13 protein-coding genes are annotated in these 16,173 nt (G+C 54.2%); 11 read left to right on the plus strand and 2 right to left on the minus strand.

The window, feature by feature from the left end:
* The first annotated feature begins 74 nt into the window (after positions 1-74).
* On the plus strand, positions 75-2,156 hold the full coding sequence (locus DDZ13_RS09815; protein ID WP_110131282.1) for a DNA gyrase/topoisomerase IV subunit A: 2,082 nt from the start codon (positions 75-77) through the stop codon (positions 2,154-2,156).
* Positions 2,157-2,236: 80 nt separating this feature from the next.
* Here DDZ13_RS09815 and glgA read toward each other — a convergent pair whose 3' ends face one another.
* Complete coding sequence (glgA, locus tag DDZ13_RS09820; protein WP_233246134.1) at positions 2,237-3,688, minus strand: glycogen synthase GlgA; 1,452 nt, start codon at positions 3,686-3,688, stop codon at positions 2,237-2,239.
* Positions 3,689-3,707: 19 nt separating this feature from the next.
* Positions 3,708-4,772 carry an exosortase/archaeosortase family protein gene (locus DDZ13_RS09825; protein WP_110131283.1) on the minus strand — a complete coding sequence of 355 codons (1,065 nt, stop codon included), beginning with the start codon at positions 4,770-4,772 and terminating at the stop codon, positions 3,708-3,710.
* A gap of 156 nt (positions 4,773-4,928) precedes the next feature.
* Here DDZ13_RS09825 and DDZ13_RS09830 point away from each other — a divergent pair, with 156 nt between their 5' ends.
* From DDZ13_RS09830 to DDZ13_RS09875, 10 genes are all read left to right on the plus strand, one after another.
* Positions 4,929-5,465 (plus strand): HIT family protein, encoded by a 537-nt coding sequence (locus tag DDZ13_RS09830; protein ID WP_233246135.1) that lies wholly within the window; start codon positions 4,929-4,931, stop codon positions 5,463-5,465.
* A 41-nt stretch (positions 5,466-5,506) separates the two neighbouring features.
* Positions 5,507-6,460, plus strand: a complete 954-nt coding sequence (locus DDZ13_RS09835) for a PhoH family protein (RefSeq protein ID WP_110131284.1) — start codon at positions 5,507-5,509, stop codon at positions 6,458-6,460.
* A gap of 8 nt (positions 6,461-6,468) precedes the next feature.
* On the plus strand, positions 6,469-8,880 hold the full coding sequence (locus tag DDZ13_RS09840; protein ID WP_110131285.1) for an HD family phosphohydrolase: 2,412 nt from the start codon (positions 6,469-6,471) through the stop codon (positions 8,878-8,880).
* A complete protein-coding gene (gene ybeY, locus DDZ13_RS09845; RefSeq protein ID WP_158279874.1) occupies positions 8,843-9,313 on the plus strand; it encodes an rRNA maturation RNase YbeY in 471 nt (156 codons plus the stop codon). The genes DDZ13_RS09840 and ybeY overlap by 38 nt, the downstream gene beginning before the upstream one ends.
* Entirely contained in the window at positions 9,310-9,906 is a 597-nt protein-coding gene (locus DDZ13_RS09850) for a sigma-70 family RNA polymerase sigma factor (RefSeq protein WP_110131287.1), read from the plus strand. The genes ybeY and DDZ13_RS09850 overlap by 4 nt, the downstream gene beginning before the upstream one ends.
* A 142-nt stretch (positions 9,907-10,048) precedes the next feature.
* Complete coding sequence (locus DDZ13_RS15845; RefSeq protein ID WP_269845178.1) at positions 10,049-10,183, plus strand: hypothetical protein; 135 nt, start codon at positions 10,049-10,051, stop codon at positions 10,181-10,183.
* A 204-nt stretch (positions 10,184-10,387) separates the two neighbouring features.
* A complete protein-coding gene (locus tag DDZ13_RS09860; RefSeq protein ID WP_110131289.1) occupies positions 10,388-11,713 on the plus strand; it encodes a Glu/Leu/Phe/Val family dehydrogenase in 1,326 nt (441 codons plus the stop codon).
* Between the two features lie 39 nt (positions 11,714-11,752).
* Positions 11,753-12,685: a type I phosphomannose isomerase catalytic subunit gene (locus tag DDZ13_RS09865; RefSeq protein WP_110131290.1), complete on the plus strand. Its 933-nt coding sequence runs from the start codon at positions 11,753-11,755 to the stop codon at positions 12,683-12,685.
* Between the two features lie 188 nt (positions 12,686-12,873).
* Complete coding sequence (locus DDZ13_RS09870; protein WP_110131291.1) at positions 12,874-14,025, plus strand: PfkB family carbohydrate kinase; 1,152 nt, start codon at positions 12,874-12,876, stop codon at positions 14,023-14,025.
* Between the two features lie 180 nt (positions 14,026-14,205).
* On the plus strand, positions 14,206-16,143 hold the full coding sequence (locus tag DDZ13_RS09875; protein ID WP_110131292.1) for a sensor histidine kinase: 1,938 nt from the start codon (positions 14,206-14,208) through the stop codon (positions 16,141-16,143).
* Positions 16,144-16,173 lie beyond the last annotated feature (30 nt).

Genomic DNA, 16,173 nt, shown 5'->3' on the forward strand with positions numbered 1-16,173 from the left:
AAAACAACTTGAACAGCCTGCATGAATCTCACTTTCTGAACCCTTTTCAGCCTACCCAGATTTGACTCTCGATAATGCCACGCAAAAAGACGTCCAAAAAGAAAGATAACCTCGAACTCGAATTCGACCAGCCCAGCACTGGAAGCGAGGACGCACCCCATCAGGACAGCGATCCCTTTGATCTGAGCACTGACTCCGGCCACATCGATGACATGTTCAGCGAGTGGTTCCTTGATTACGCCAGCTATGTCATTCTGGAGCGGGCCGTCCCCCACGCCAACGACGGCCTGAAGCCGGTGCAGCGACGGATCCTCCACTCCATGCGTGAACTGGAAGACGGGCGCTACAACAAGGTGGCCAACGTCATCGGTAACACGATGAAATATCACCCGCACGGTGACGCCTCCATCGGTGATGCCATGGTACAACTGGGGCAGAAAGACCTGCTAATCGACATGCAGGGCAACTGGGGTAATTCTTTTACCGGGGACTCTGCCGCGGCCCCCCGCTACATCGAAGCCCGACTCTCCAAATTCGCCCTCGACGTCGTCTTCAACCCCAAGACCACCAACTGGCTGGCTTCCTACGACGGCCGCAACAAGGAACCCGAGACCCAGCCCGTCAAATTCCCGCTCCTGCTCGCACAGGGCGCAGAGGGGATTGCCGTCGGCCTTTCCTGTAAGATCCTCCCCCACAACTTTATCGAACTTCTCGATGGTTGTATCGCCTTCCTGCGCAAGAAGAAGCCGGAAATCGTGCCCGATTTCCCCACCGGCGGGATCGCCGATGTCTCGGAATACAACAACGGTAAGCGGGGCGGCCGCGTCAAAGTCCGCGCGCGGATTGAAGCGCGCAAGAAGAACCTTCTCGCCATCACCGAACTTCCCTTCGGCAAAACGACCACTTCACTGATCGACTCGATCCTCGCAGCCAACGACAAGGGCAAGATCAAGATCTCGCGTGTTGAAGACAATACCGCCGAGCATGTGGAAATCCTCGTCTACCTGCCCTCCGGCTCCGATGCCGAAACCGCCGAGCAGGCTCTCTACGCCTTCACCGACTGTGAGGTCTCGATCTCGACCAATATCTGTGTGATCGAAAACGAGAAGCCCCACTTCTTTTCCGCTCAGGACCTCCTCTATCTCGCCACCGAAAAAACCCGGGACCTGCTCAAGCGTGAACTCGAGATCCAGTTGGGCGAGCTCGAGGAGAAATGGCACTTCAGTTCACTTGAAAAAATCTTCATCGAAAAACGCATTTACCGCCGAATCGAAGAAGAAGAAACCTGGGAGGGCGTGATCCAAACCGTCGATACCGGCCTCAAGCCCTACAAGAAACTTTTCAATCGCGAAATCACCAGAGACGATATCCTCCGGCTCCTCGAAATCAAAATTAAGCGTATTTCGAAGTATGACTCCTCCAAGGCTGAAGAACTCATCAAAGCACTTGAGGATGAAATCGCGGAGACCAAGAAAAACCTCAAATACCTGACGAAGTACGCCATCAAGTGGTTTACCGAGCTGAAGAAAAAGTATGGCAAGGGCCGCGAGCGTAAAACCGAGCTGGCTTCCTTTAAGAAGGTTGTTGCCCAGGAAGTCGTCATCGCCAACGAGACACTTTACGTGGACCGCAAGGAAGGGTTTGCCGGCACTGGCATGAAAAAAGATGAAGCCATCTGCAAATGCTCCAGCCTTGATGACGTCATCGCGATCTCACAGGACGGCACGCTCAAGGTCAGTAAGGTCAGCGAAAAGGCCTTTTTCGGGAAAAACATCCTCCACATCGATATTTTCAACCGGAGCGAGCCCAATGCCCTGACCTACTGCATGGTCTACCGGGACGGCAAGACCGGCCCCACACTCGCCAAGCATTTTACCGTGGGCGGTGTCACCCGGGACAAGGAATACGACCTGACCAAGGGCAAGCCAGGCTCCCGCGTATTCTACGTCTCCTGCTACGAAACCGAAGGCGGCGAAGTGGATGCTGTAAAGGTCAACCTGAAGCCCGCTCCTCGGCTTCGGAAGACCGAAGAGGAAGTCCACTTCAAGGATCTTGTCGTGCGTGGCCGTGGCAGCGGCGGCAACATCGTCACGAAAAACGCCGTCCGCAATGTCGTGCGACTACCCAAGGCCGCCCGAGAAGAAGCAGGTGCCTAGCCGGGCAAGTCTCTAATACAACTCCGCGGGAGGGGTCGCCGGGAGGCAGCATACCCATTCTTTCTTATTGGGTACGATTATCAGCCACCCAGCCGGGCTTCGATGGCCCACCGGTAAATCTGTTCATACTTGGCAGCCGACTCGTCCCATCCGTAATTGCGGGACATGCCGTTCAGCTGCAGTTGCCTGAAGTCATCCGGTCGGTCATAATAGGTTGAACAGGCCCAGCCTATGGTATCGTAGAGGGCATCCGGCGTGGCATCGTGAAAGAGAAATCCGGTGCCTTTACCTTCACCTTCAATATATTGCTCGACCGTGTCGATAAGACCACCAGTCGCACGCACGACGGGAGGTGCGCCATAGATCATGGAATACAGCTGACTGAGACCACAGGGCTCAAAACGGCTGGGCATAAGCAAAAAGTCGGCCCCGGCAGGCACCAGGTGCGCGAGCTGGTTGTTAAAGCCGGTGTAGGCCGCAAAGCGCCCCGGATGGCGCGCGGCCAAATCACGAAAAAGATGTTCGAGCGCAGGATCCCCCGTACCCAGAATAGCAATCTGAATCTGCATTGTTTGCATGAGCCGATCCCCAATCGCCGCAAGCAGATCCAGACCCTTTTGGTCAACCAAACGCGAAACGACCGTGAAGACCGGCACATGGGGATCAACCTTCAGACTGAAGGCTTCCTGCAGGGCCTGTTTGCAAGCCGCCTTGCCGGACATGTCCTTCAAGGAATAATTATGCGGCAGGAGCTTATCGGTGCCGGGATCCCATTCGGAATAGTCGACTCCATTGATCACGCCAATCAGATCACCCGCTCGATAGCGCAGCAAGTCATGTAACCCGCAACCCCCATCAGGGGCTTGAATCTCTTTGGCATAGGTGGGACTGACCGTCGTGATTTTAGTTGAGTGATAAATCCCGCCCTTGAGCATATTCAGTTCTCCCCCGGACTCCAGACCGTCCGGCCGGTATACAGAAGCCGGCAAACCGGCATAAGCCATCAAATCGGGAGGGAACCACCCCTGATGCTGCATATTGTGAACCGTCATCAAGCTGGCGGCACACCCCATTGGCGCATCCCTCTCGTTGGTATTGAGATACACCGGCACCAGCCCGGTGGCCCAATCGTGACAATGCACGACATCAGGCATCCAGTCCAGGTGATAGCAGAGGTCGATCGCAGCACGACTGAGAAAAGTAAAGCGGCGACCATTATCCTTCTCGTTTCCGGAGGGGCCGGTGTAAACCGAGGCACGGTTAAAAAACTCGTCGTGCTCCAGAAGATAGCAAGTGGCGCGGGATTCAGGGAGCGGCATCTCCCATACCCGCGCGTAAGCTTCGTGATCCCCGAGGTGGACGACCAAAGGCTGGTCCAATGGCTGCTCCGTTTCGTCATGGCGCAAGCCAGCGTACTTGGGAATGACAATGCGCACATCATGCCCCTTGGCCGCGAGCGCCTTGGAGAGCGCCCCCACCACATCGGCAAGTCCCCCTACTTTGATCAGGGGCGCCAGTTCAGGAGCGACCATTAAGACCTTCAAGCGGCCCTTAATCATCCTTTGGAGCTCCCCCGGCGTGGGGCTGAACGCCCTCTTCAAAATCGTCGTCAAATTCCGGCAGCTTGTAATTGAAGATGGGCAAAAAACACATCAACCCGAAGCACGTCGCCACCATGATGAGCAGGCCGGTGACGTCGTGCACGGTACCGATATCACCGATGACCGGCAGACTCCATTCCGCATCGATCGCATTCGGACCATAGTGATACGACCAAATCGTCAGGAACATACTGCGGATCAAATTCATCAAAACCGCCAGCCCCATGGCCAGCGCGACCATGAGCGCTTTCTTCCAGAACTGCTTTAGAAAGACTGCCCCGAAGAAGGAACCGGCAAACAGGCAACCAGTCAGCGAGCGGATACCAGAGCAGGCCTCCTCGACCCCCACACTGCCCTCGGGCAGAATCAAAACATTCCCCCTTCGTTCGAGTTCGTAGCCCATGAAGTCAAAGACGCCGAACACCACAACCGTCACCTTGTTCATCAGGAAAACCCGAATCTTGTTATCCAAAACCGCCACCATGGGGGCGGACAGGAGCCAGATCAGCGCGGGAAAAACAAAGAGCAGCGTGAGTGAAAAGCGGGCCCCCAAGCTCATGCGTTTCCCGTCGACCGTCTCTTTACTGAAGATAAAAACCGAGCTGAGCAGCAGACCGGCAAAACTCATCGCGACTGCAAGCGATGCCGGGTTTTGAGGCCCGGTTGCCATACGGATCAGCATCCCGATACCGAAGAGCATCAGGCTGCCGAGAAAGCCCACCACTGCGACCCATTCCAAAGTTCGGGTAACGGATTGGGGGGAAGAGGCCGGTGCAGGCTCTTCCTCGGGAGCTGCCCCGCGAAACAGATAACTTCGCACCACAGGCCAGCGGGAATAAAGGACATAACCCACGAAAAAAGGTACTAAAAATCCGAAACTGTAGTCTTCGTTATTCGCCCACCAGAAGAGCTGATCCCACACCATCAACGCCGCAAACCCGAGCAGGATGAAGGCCGCTGCAATGTGGCTGCGGGGCAAAGACTTAAAGCTGAAATTCTCGGAACTGTCGCTCACGGCAGGTAAAAAGAAAAAAAATCTACCGGCATTTGGTAGTTAGGTCGGACAGTTGCGATCGGCAGATGCAAATGCAACTCCGAAAAGGCACGGAGCATCAGCTAATTAACCATCGACGCAGAGCGTCAAAAAGACCAAGCTTGGCGGTTACTAATAATGAGTGAGACCACATCCAGCACGACAAATCATCCGCTTACACCCTCGATGGAGCGGCTGCATGCCTATTGGCGGATGCCCTACATACTTGCCCCCAGGGATCCTGAAGATTGCGGTAACCCATTTACCAAAATCACCGAAACCGGGGACGACAAAAAAGAATATATCCTCTACCGGGGCCGGAAAAACTTCATTGTCATGAACCGCTACCCATACAATGCGGGCCATCTTCTGGTGCTCCCGTATCGTGAAGTCGGACAGCTTGATGAACTGTCTACGGAGGAACGGCACGAATTGATGGACCTTATCGTTAAAGCTCAGCAAATCCTGAGTCGGGCGCTTCAACCGGACGGCTTCAATACCGGCTTCAACTTTGGCAAAGCTGCCGGGGCTGGCATACCCTGCCACCTGCACTGCCATGTGGTCCCCCGCTGGCACGGCGACACCAACTTCATGCCGGTCATCGGCAACACCCGTGTGCTACCCGATTCAATGGATGCCATGTGGGAGCGGTTAAACGACTGCGTCGAGGCATAAGCCCACCCTGCACGCACCGCAAACAACTCAAGGACGGAACTATGCCGCAAGAGACTCTTCAATTTGCCAACGCACGCCAGCTGAGCCAGCTCTACAACAACGACCCGAGAAACCTCGAAGAAGTGGAGCGCGTGCTCCATGTGAACCTGGCCAGCCGCGAGGACTGGGTCGAGATCGAGGGCGAGCCCGAAGCAGTCGGGCAAACGAAGGCGCTCTTCGAACTGCTCGAGGGTGCGCGTAAGCAAGGTATCCGCATTCGCAACTCCGATTTTCACTTCACCCTGCGCAGCGTGGTTGAGAATCGCAGCGACGAACTGCGTAACATTTACGCGGATCCTTTCGTCATCCGTCTCAAGCGACAAAGTGTGGTCCCGAAAACCCTCAACCAGAAGCGCTATCTCCAGGCGATCGCCAAATACCCGGTCGTATTCGGCATCGGCCCGGCCGGCACAGGTAAAACCTACCTCGCCATGGCCATGGCGCTACATGAACTTCTGAACGGGGCCGTGGAAAAAATCATCTTAACCAGGCCGGCGGTTGAAGCGGGTGAGGCTCTCGGATTTCTGCCCGGTGAACTACAGGAAAAGATCCTGCCCTACCTGACGCCACTCTACGACGCCATGCACGACATGGTCGGCAAGGAACAAACCGCCCAACTACTGGAACGCGGCGTCGTCGAGATCGCACCACTGGCCTATATGCGGGGGCGCACCCTATCCAATGCTTTCGTCGTCCTCGATGAGGCACAGAATACGACACATGAGCAGATGATGATGTTTCTCACTCGTCTGGGGGACGGAAGTCGTATGGTAGTGACCGGGGACATCACCCAAATCGACTTGCCGCGCTCGAAGCAATCCGGGCTCCGCGAGGCGACCCGCGTGCTCAACAAGGTGCCGCAAATTCAACTTTTCCACTTTGAAGGCCAAGACGTCGTCCGGCACCCGCTGGTGCAGGAGATTATTAACGCGTACGCCCAACACACTCCTGAATAAATTCAACCATGGCCGCACATTTTAAAAACCTGCGCCTCCGCAAGCGGAAGGATTCCGGCAACGCCGGCCGAAAGGACAAGTCGAGGGACACTGACACCTCTGCGGCGAGTCATTTCTTTGAAACCAGCTCCTGGATTGAAAGTGGACTGTTCATCCTTTTCTCCCTTCTCGTCGTCATCATCGCCTTCCTCGGTGAAGAGCCGAAGGGTCCGCGCATTATCCTCAATCAAGCGGCGCCATCACGAATCGTTGCGGAGTTTCCGTTCAGCTACGAAAGCAAAGTTGAAGCGGAGGCCAAAGCGGCCTCCATTCGCGCCCAAGTGCCACCCGTCTTCCAACGCAGCTTTGAGCCTTATGATAAGTTCCGCAACTTCATCGGCGACCTGAACAGCAGCATCGCCAGAACCCAGATCAACTTCGAGTCGAAAGGCGAAGAAGTTTTCTCCGAAGAACTGGGCAAAACCGCGGCTGAGGTGATTGAGCGCAGCAAACTCGATATCGAAGCCGAAACAATTACCCGCCTGACAGCGAAAACCCGGCCCAAGGAACGCTCCGCCCTGATGAACGATGCCCTGAGCGTACTGAAATCGATCTACGAGGACGGCATTTACTCCGCGGCACGGGCAGAGGCAAGCAAGCCCCAGGTCACGGTCATTCAGCTTGTTGACGAAGCCGGCCGGGCCAATTTGCCCAATGCACGCTCGATCGATGAAGCCCGCATCAGCCTTCGGGTGCGGCTCAACGCACTCTCGGGCGACAGCGAAACCGCTCGACTGCTTTTTGAGATATTCAGTGCCGGCCTGCAGCCGAATCTATTTTACAGCGAGTCCGGAACGCAGCGAGCCATCGACCGCGCGATTGCAGAGTTGAAACCGCAGACCATCAGCTTTAGCGAGGGAGACACTCTGGTCGAGCCAGGCAAGCCTGTGACTGATGCGGACCTCGAGCGGCTTAACGCCTACCGCACGGCGGAGCTAAAATTGGGCAGCCGCTCCTTGATTTTCAACGAGCTCTTTCTGGGCCGGCTGATTTTAACAGTGCTGATGCTTGTCGCGATCTACATTTACCTGCGCCAGGGCATGCAGGACCTGCGCAAACGCAACCGCGCGATCGCGATTACGGCGGTCAGCATCCTCTTAAACCTACTCTTGATCCGCCTGATTATCATGATCGGTGACAGCGAACTGATTAACAGCGGGACCACCAAAAGTATGCTGCCCTTCATCGCACCTTATGCGTTGGCGCCGATTCTGGTCGCCGTTCTGGTCGGCTCGGCTCCGGCAGTGCTCTCCACTCTGATCATTTCCGTCATCTTCGGGATTATCCACGGCAACTCGATCGACTTCCTTCTCATCGCATTTCTTTCCGGCGTTGTCGGTACTTTTGCGGCCTCTAACATTCGTAAACGTTCCCAGCTCGTGCGGGCCGGCCTTCTGGCCGGTGCCAGCGCCGCCATCGCGGGAGCCGCCATTGCTCTTTTAAACGGCTTTTCCGCCGGACTCGTCGGGCAGCAAACCTTAATCGCCCTGATTGTGGGCGGGATCACCGGCGTATTGGCGGTCGGTGTCCTCCCGATTTTCGAGCAAGTCTTCAAGATCACCACGGAAATTACCCTCCTGGAGCTGACAGACTTCAACCACCCGCTCCTCCGACGCATGCAGATGGAAGCTCCGGGCACGTACCACCACAGTTTGATGGTGGCCAATCTATCGGAAAACGCCGCGGCAGAGATCGGTGCCAGCCCCCTTCTCTGTCGTGTTTGCTCCTTTTTTCATGATATCGGCAAGCTGGTGAAGCCGGAATATTTCGTAGAGAACCAAAGGGACGGGGTGAACCCCCACGACGAAAAAAACCCCTCGATGAGCGCACTCGTGATCAAGGCACACGTCAAAGAAGGGGTGGAAATGGCCCGTAAATTCAAATTGCCGCGTGTGATTGTTGACGTCATTCGCCAGCACCATGGGACCAGCCTGATTCAGTATTTTTACTATCAAGCCCAACAGCGGGAAAAGAAGGGGGACACGAAGTCGCCGCTGCCGAAAAAGCCCGAAGACATCCGGGTCGACGAGAGTACTTATCGCTACGACGGACCCCGGCCTGCCTTCAAGGAAAGTGCCATCATTTTCTTTGCGGACGGCATCGAAGCGGCAAGTAGAAGCCTGAAGAAGGTCACTCAGCCGAACGTCGAGGAGCTTATTGATAAAATGTTTCAAAGCCGGATCGAGGACGGCCAGCTCGACGAGTGTCCGCTCACCTTTCAAGAGCTCGATAAAATACGGAAAAGCTTCATCTACACTCTCTTGAATATGCTCCATGCCCGGATCGAATATCCCAAAGAGGAGCCTGAAAAAACCACAAATAAGGAAGAAAAAACTGAGCCCAATGAACCCAGTCAGTCTGGAGATCAACAACCAGTATAATCGGCTGGAATCACCGGAAGCGGCAACCATCGCACTTTTCGAAGCCATCATGGAGTCGGGAAAGTTCCCGATCGGCGCAGGTGAACTGTCCATAGCTTTTGTGGACGATGCAACGATTGCAGCGGTTCACGGCGACTTCATGGACGATCCGACGCCGACGGACGTCATTACCTTCCCGGCAGATACCACCATGGAATCGGCCGGAGAGATCATTGTCTCCGTGGATCATGCCCAAGTGCGGGCCGCGGAACTCGGCGAGCCATTCAGCCGGGAGCTCTCACTCTACCTCATCCACGGCTGGCTTCACCTGGCCGGCTACGACGACCGCAACGAAGACGATCGCTACAAAATGAGAGCGGCAGAAAAAGTAGCGCTTGAACTTTTAAGGACTAGCGAGAAGGTACCTGAGTATTATTTGCAAAACCACGCATGACTAAGCCCAAGCAAGAACCCAAAGTCCCCATTACCCCGCCTGATCAATGGGTGGAGCAATACGGCGACTATCTTTACGGGTTTGCCATGTCACGCCTGAGGAACCCGGAAGCCGCCTCCGATTGCGTCCAGGATACGTTTTTAGCCGGAATCAAGGCACTTGACCGCTTCGACGGAAGCCGTGACATCAAATTCTGGCTGCGGGGAATCATGCGTAACAAGATCGTCGACCAAATCCGCAAGTCCGTCAAAGAGAACAAGGTCGACATCGACAAAGAGGACGAGGCCCTTCTGGAGAGTTTCTGGTTCAAATACAGCGGTATCGCCACCACCAATCCGGATCCCTGGGAGTTTAACCCGAGAAAATTCTACGATAATGGCGAATTTTGGAAAGTTTTTGAGAAGTGCATCGATCAGGTTAAGGATCCGGCACGACAGGCCTTCGTTTTGCGGGTTCTCGAAGATCAAACCACCGAAGAAGTCTGTAAGGTGATGGACATCACACCGAACTATCTGTGGGTGCTCCTCCATCGGGCACGCGCACAACTCAAAATTTTACTCGAACAGAACTGGTTAAATTCAGACAACAAGTAACTTTCTTCCAATGCTCACCTGCAAGCAAGTATCCAACGCACTATCCAAGGAAGATTACGACAATCTTCCACCCTTACGGCGTTTTTTCCTGAAGCTGCACGTTAAACTCTGCATTTTCTGCGGTAAGTTTAACAAGCAAGTCATGGATTCTCAGGATATGTGCCGCTGCTATCGTGAGCACGAGGATGAGCTCAACGAAGAGCGCCCCAAGATGGACGAGAGTAAAAAAGAGGAGCTTAAAAAGTTGCTCGTCTCCCAATCCAGGGATCAGGCGTAAGGCAACTTTCCGCGTTCATTCGCCTGCGCTCAGCTCGCAGGCGTTTAAAAGCTGGCCCACGTGCGCTCCCACAACGCACTTTGTCGCTACACTTTCAGGATGTCAGTTATCCGTTTTGCCGTGCTTCCTGCCGTGCGCCTTCTTCAGCCGTATAAATCCGAGTGAGAGCTTGCTCCCAAAACCTCGCGCATTAATGTTCATTCCATGGATAAATGTGATACCCCCGCCTGCCAATCCGCCCGTGAGATCTTTGAGGAACTGGAAGAATATTATGACGATCACAATCTGTACTTCCAAACCATAGGCTCCGTTTTGGAAGCAGCTAGTTTGTTGGAGATGCCCCACCAACTGAAGCTCATTTTGTCGCAACCGAAAAATGAGGTTATGGTGCATTGTCCCGTACAAATGGACGACGGGACTTGGCAGCTTTTCAAAGGTTATCGCGTGCAACATAATAATGTGCTTGGTCCCTATAAAGGTGGCATCCGTTACCATGAAGAGGTCAAACTCGACGAAGTGAAAACCCTGGCATTGCTCATGACCATGAAATGCGCACTCGCTCGTCTGCCGTATGGCGGAGCCAAGGGTGCGCTCAAGATCAACCCGCGATCAGTAAGCCAGAAAGAATTGGAACGGGTCACTCGGCGGCTCACGGCGGCACTGGGCAATAACATCGGACCGGATTATGACATTCCGGCACCGGACGTCGGCACCAACGCCCAGACTATGGCGTGGATGGCAGACACTTACATCAACTTTGCCGAATCCTCCACCAAAGTTACGGCGCGCGGCATTGTTACCGGAAAGCCACTTGAATTTGGTGGCTCCGCCGGCCGTGAAAAGGCCACAGGACAAGGTTTGGTTTACGTTCTGGAAACGCTGCTCCCCGGAATCGGGATCGATTTGTCGGCACAAAGCTTTAGTTTAATCGGCTACGGTAATGTCGGTTCCTGGACCGCACGTCTTTTACAGGCCAAGGGTTCAGAATTACGAGCCGTTCTGGATCACACGGGGGCGATTTTTAGCGAGGCCGGTATCAATGCCGAAAAGCTGGCCACCTACGTGCAGGAAACCGGAGGTGTCACTGGCTATCCCGACGCTCAGAAAATCTCCGAAGATGAATTTTATTCAACTCCGGTCGACCTTTTCATACCGGCAGCTTTGGAACAAATGGTCGATCTCGAGCATGCCAAAAAGATCCAGTGCCGGGTTCTGGTCGAAGCGGCCAACGCACCGACCACGCCCAACGCCGAGCGCCATCTATTGGACAAGGGGATTGAGGTACTCCCGGCGATCCTTTGCAATGCTGGCGGCGTCACTGTGAGCTATTTCGAATGGAAGCAGAACCGCCAGTCCGAGACCTGGGATGAAACCCTCGTGGACAAGCGGTTGAAAAAAGTCATGCGCCGGTCGGCGGAACTTGTTCTGGAAACAGCCGTAGAACTTGACTGCAATATGCGGATGGCCTCCTACGCAGCCGCTTTAAAACGTATTGGAAAAGTCTATGCCATGCGCGGTGTCTTTCCTTAATTCTTTAGCGGCACTGCCTCCCCCCCTATTAATGGACGCATGAAAATAGTCGTATTTAAGCCGATCTACCAGGAGCGTGTCTGGGGCGGACGTAATTTGGAACATAAATTAGGCCGTGAGCTCCCCGATGATAAAGTTGTCGGGGAGAGTTGGGAGATCGTGGATCGACCGGAAGCACAATCGACCACCGGAGAAGGGCAAACGCTTCGCAATCTGATTGAGAACAACCCCGAGAGCATCATGGGCAAAGGCTGGTCCCCGGATCGCCCCTTCCCTATCCTCGTAAAATGGCTGGATTGTCAGGAAAAACTCAGTCTTCAAGTGCATCCCCCAAAGGCGATCGCAGCCGACTTGGGAGGTGAACCGAAAACAGAAAATTGGTATATCGCCGATGCCGAGCCACGGGCCACGTTGATGGCGGGACTGAAAAGGGGGGTCACCAAAGCGGCATTTGAACAGGCACTAAAAAAGAATGCTCTGGAACCACTGCTGCACAGCATCTCGGTAACAACTGGCGAATCCATCTTTATCCCCAGCGGTCGCCTCCATGCCATTGGCGGCGGCAACCTGATTCTGGAGATTCAACAAAACTCGGATACCACCTACAGGGTTTACGACTGGGGCCGTGTCGGGCTCGACGGTAAACCACGCCAGCTTCATGTTGAAGAGTCGCTGCAAAGTACTGACTTTGAGGATTTTGAACCGGAGACCCTCAAGCCTACCGGACAGTCCCAGGTGCTGGCAGAATGCGATGTTTTCAAGCTACGCAAGGAAGTCCTCACCACGGGTGAAACCCTCTCTTTCCCCGGGGTTTCGCCGACAATTCTTAGTATACTTGGTGGAAGCCTGACGGGTAGTGACGGATCGATCCTTCAGCGCGGGGACAATGCCCTGCTTCCCGCTGCCGGAAACTTCACGTTCAACGCGGCCGGGGAAACCGAACTCCTCGTGACTTCTGATTTCAGCTCATAAAGCCGAAATCTATGGGTTAACCATTTATGCAGGGGAGCAATGTGTGTACTCCCCTGCTGAGTCTTGCCGAAGTCAGCTCAACTAGCTCTTTAAAGCTGTATGAGCAAACTCTGCAAAATTAACGTGCATTTACGCCCATCCACGGTTCTTTCTTCAAATCACGGAAAAACTCATACAAATTCAGAATCATGGAAACCCAAGTCTTTAAAGATATCACCGATTGCGCCGATCAGGTCGCTGAGTTTCAAAAGGCCGTCGCCGAGCGCGAGCCGGTCGTGCACAAGGGCATCTGTGGCTTCGATGGGTTTATCGACACTTTCATTACCATGAAGCAGCCGGCGACTATGGCGGAATTCGGGCCCAAGGTTGAAAAAGCTGCCGGTATCGCCGCTTCCTATGAGTCCGAACACAAGGGCGATAAATTCGGCGGCAACGGGCCGCTGATCGCCTCGGCGCTGAGCGATATTTTTTCCAACCGGATCGACATCACTTATATCGGCGCGATGGGAGCCGACGAAGTCCTGCCAATTTACCAGGAAGCACTGGAAAACAAAATACAAAAGCTCTACACTCTCGCCCATCCGGCCCACAGCGACTGCCTCGAATTTGAGGACGGTAAAGTCATGCTCTGCGACATGCGCAGCTGCGCAGAAATTACCTGGGACCGCCTGATTGAAAAGGTCGGCTCGGATACACTTTCCGATCTGCTAAAGGAAAGTCGTTTCATCGGCGCGGTAAACTGGGGCAAACTCCCCTACGTAGGCGAGATCTGGACCAATCTGGCCAGGCAGCTCGGCGAAATCGGTGTGCCGCCAAAAGAGGTGGCCTTCTTCATGGATCTGGCCGAGTTCGAGGCGCGCCCCATGGAGGATCGCAAAGAACTGCTGGAATTACTGCCAGCCATTACAGAGCAGTGCCACAGCATGCTCAGTTTCAACCTGAAAGAAGCCTGGCAGATGGCCGATAGCTTCGATGGCGATTTTCACGGCAAGAAGGACCCCGAATCGGTCGCGGAACTGGCTGTTTTCCTGAGAGAAAAGATCGATGTGGACCGCATTATTATTCACCCCAACGACGGTGCCGCCTGCGCCTCGGCCGACGGATGTACTTATCTGCCCGGTCCTTACTGCAAGAAACCACTGATTTCCACGGGTGCGGGTGATAATTTTGGAGCCGGTTGTATTGCTGCCTGCCTGGAAGGCTTCGATAATCTCGGCATCCTTATCGCAGGCAACTGTGCCAGCGGCCATTACGTCCGGTCGGGCAACTCCGCTTCCTTTCAGAATATGAGTCGTCTGCTCGACTACTGGCTCGAAGGTAACGTGCCCGAGCGACTGTAGTCCCCGAGTGGGACTGTTAACAGTTCTGGACGATAGGGTCTTCTTGAATTTTGCCGGAACGAGACCTCTCCTACACTCTATTACTCCGAAAAGTTCAAGGTCAGTGATGAGCTTACGAGCGTAAAATACAGAGTAAATCTTATCGACAAGCTGAGTCGTTGAATTGAATTTTCAAAGCTTATGCTCGCAATCCGGCAGTTCTTAAAATTTTTCTACGCAGCGCTGTTTTTCTTCTCTTTTACGTCTGCTGCCGGCGCATCAGAACCCCCGAACTTTCTTCACAGCATCCCCCTGGAATCGGGTTGGGAATATCGCTGGGGCGACTCGCCTTTTGATGGCGTCATGCCACTGTGGACGGTCAACCCCAGTGAGGATGACTGGAAGCCAATCGATTTCCCCTCAGACCCCCCGGAGCGTGAGGGCCGGACGAATGCCTGGTTTCGTGTTCAACTGCCTGACACCGTCGAATTGGGTCAATCACTCTACATTTACAGTATCGATCTGATCGCCGAGGTTTATCTGGATGGAGTGCGCATTTACCGCTACGGCACATTCGAAGAAGACGGCACAGGCCGATTTGAAGGCTGGCCCTGGCATTTGATTCACTTGCCGGACGATTATCCGGGCAAATACCTATATTTCCGGGTTTATTCGGACTATCCCGATATCGGGCTATGGGGTCAGGTGCGTCTGGGATCCGAATACGGACACATTCAGGCAATCATTCATCGTGATATCTTTCCTTTCACGGTGGGCTTGGCACTTTTGTCTGTCGCAGTCGGCTGCCTGCTTTTGGGTATTATTCTCCGATCACCGACCAGCCTCCTGCTTTCGCTACTATTTTTCAACCTGGGCCAGATTCCCATTCTGGAATCCCAGTTAAAGCAATTGGTTCTTTTCGCACCGGTATTCTGGCAATATTTCGCCGCCGGTAGCTACTTCCTTCTACCAGTGAGTATTGCCGCGGTGGCTCACTTTCTTTTCGGGCGGGGGCTCTGGCGGACACACCAGATAGTCTGGATACTTCATTTATTCTATCTGGTCGGCGCCCTTTCATTATCGGCCTCAGGTCTGGTCAACCTTTCCTCAACCTACATTTACTTCGATTGTCTGAGCCTGTTCAGTCTGCTGGCAGTCGCTTTGTCCATGAGTGTCCTCGCGCGAGGGAGTACGCTCAATAAACGTATTTTTGCCGGGGGTTGCTGGGGCATTTACCTCGTCCTGCTTTATAATGGACTAACCGCTCACGGCTTCCTTCCCTGGGCGCATCGGTCGGAATATTTAGGCCCTCTCATTCTCCTGATAGGTTTTCTGACAATTTTGCTCAGGAGATATTTCGACCTCAAAGTCAGTCTGCGGGAGCGGACCAAGGAACTGAAGGAACTCAACGAAAACCTCGAAGCCCGGATTGATGAACGCACGCGCGAACTGATGGAGAGCAACCGTACCAAGGATCGATTCCTGGCGATCATCGGGCATGACTTGCGCGGGCCTATCGGCGCCTTTGCTTATCTTTTGGATGAGTATGCACAGGAGTCCGAGGACATCCCGGCCGAGGACTTACCCTCTCTGCGGGACAGCGCCAACGAAGTTCATCAGCTTTTGGAAAACCTGCTACTGTGGGCGAACAGCCAGGAGGGGCAAGTCTCGGCCAAGAAAACAACCGCCCGGTTGCTGCCCCTTGCCGAAAAAGCATACCGGCAAATACGCGGCCCTGCCGAACACAAGGGCGTCACGGTCACACTTGAAATCCCTTCCGAATTCTATGTGCACGTCGATCAGGAAATGATCATCACGGTGCTCCGCAACTTATTGGCCAATGCTGTCAAATTCACCCACCCAGGTGGCTCAGTACAGATCATAACTCAAAAGGTAGGCGATAAAATACACGTCGCTTGTGTGGATAACGGTGTCGGCATGTCCAAGCAGCAACTTCAGGCATTTGTTACCGGCGAAAACTCCGCAGACACACAACTCGGAACCAAAGGAGAACAAGGCACCGGATTAGGCCTGGTCATCTGCCGTGAGTTCATCCGCCTGCACGGCAGTCAACTGACTGCCGAAAGCGCTCCCGACACAGGCACAACCCTGCGCTTTGAGTTGCCCACCATCGGATAAGCTAGCCTGCAAGCGTCAATCCAGACTCAC

Source organism: Coraliomargarita sinensis (assembly GCF_003185655.1).
GTDB lineage: Bacteria > Verrucomicrobiota > Verrucomicrobiia > Opitutales > Coraliomargaritaceae > Coraliomargarita_B > Coraliomargarita_B sinensis.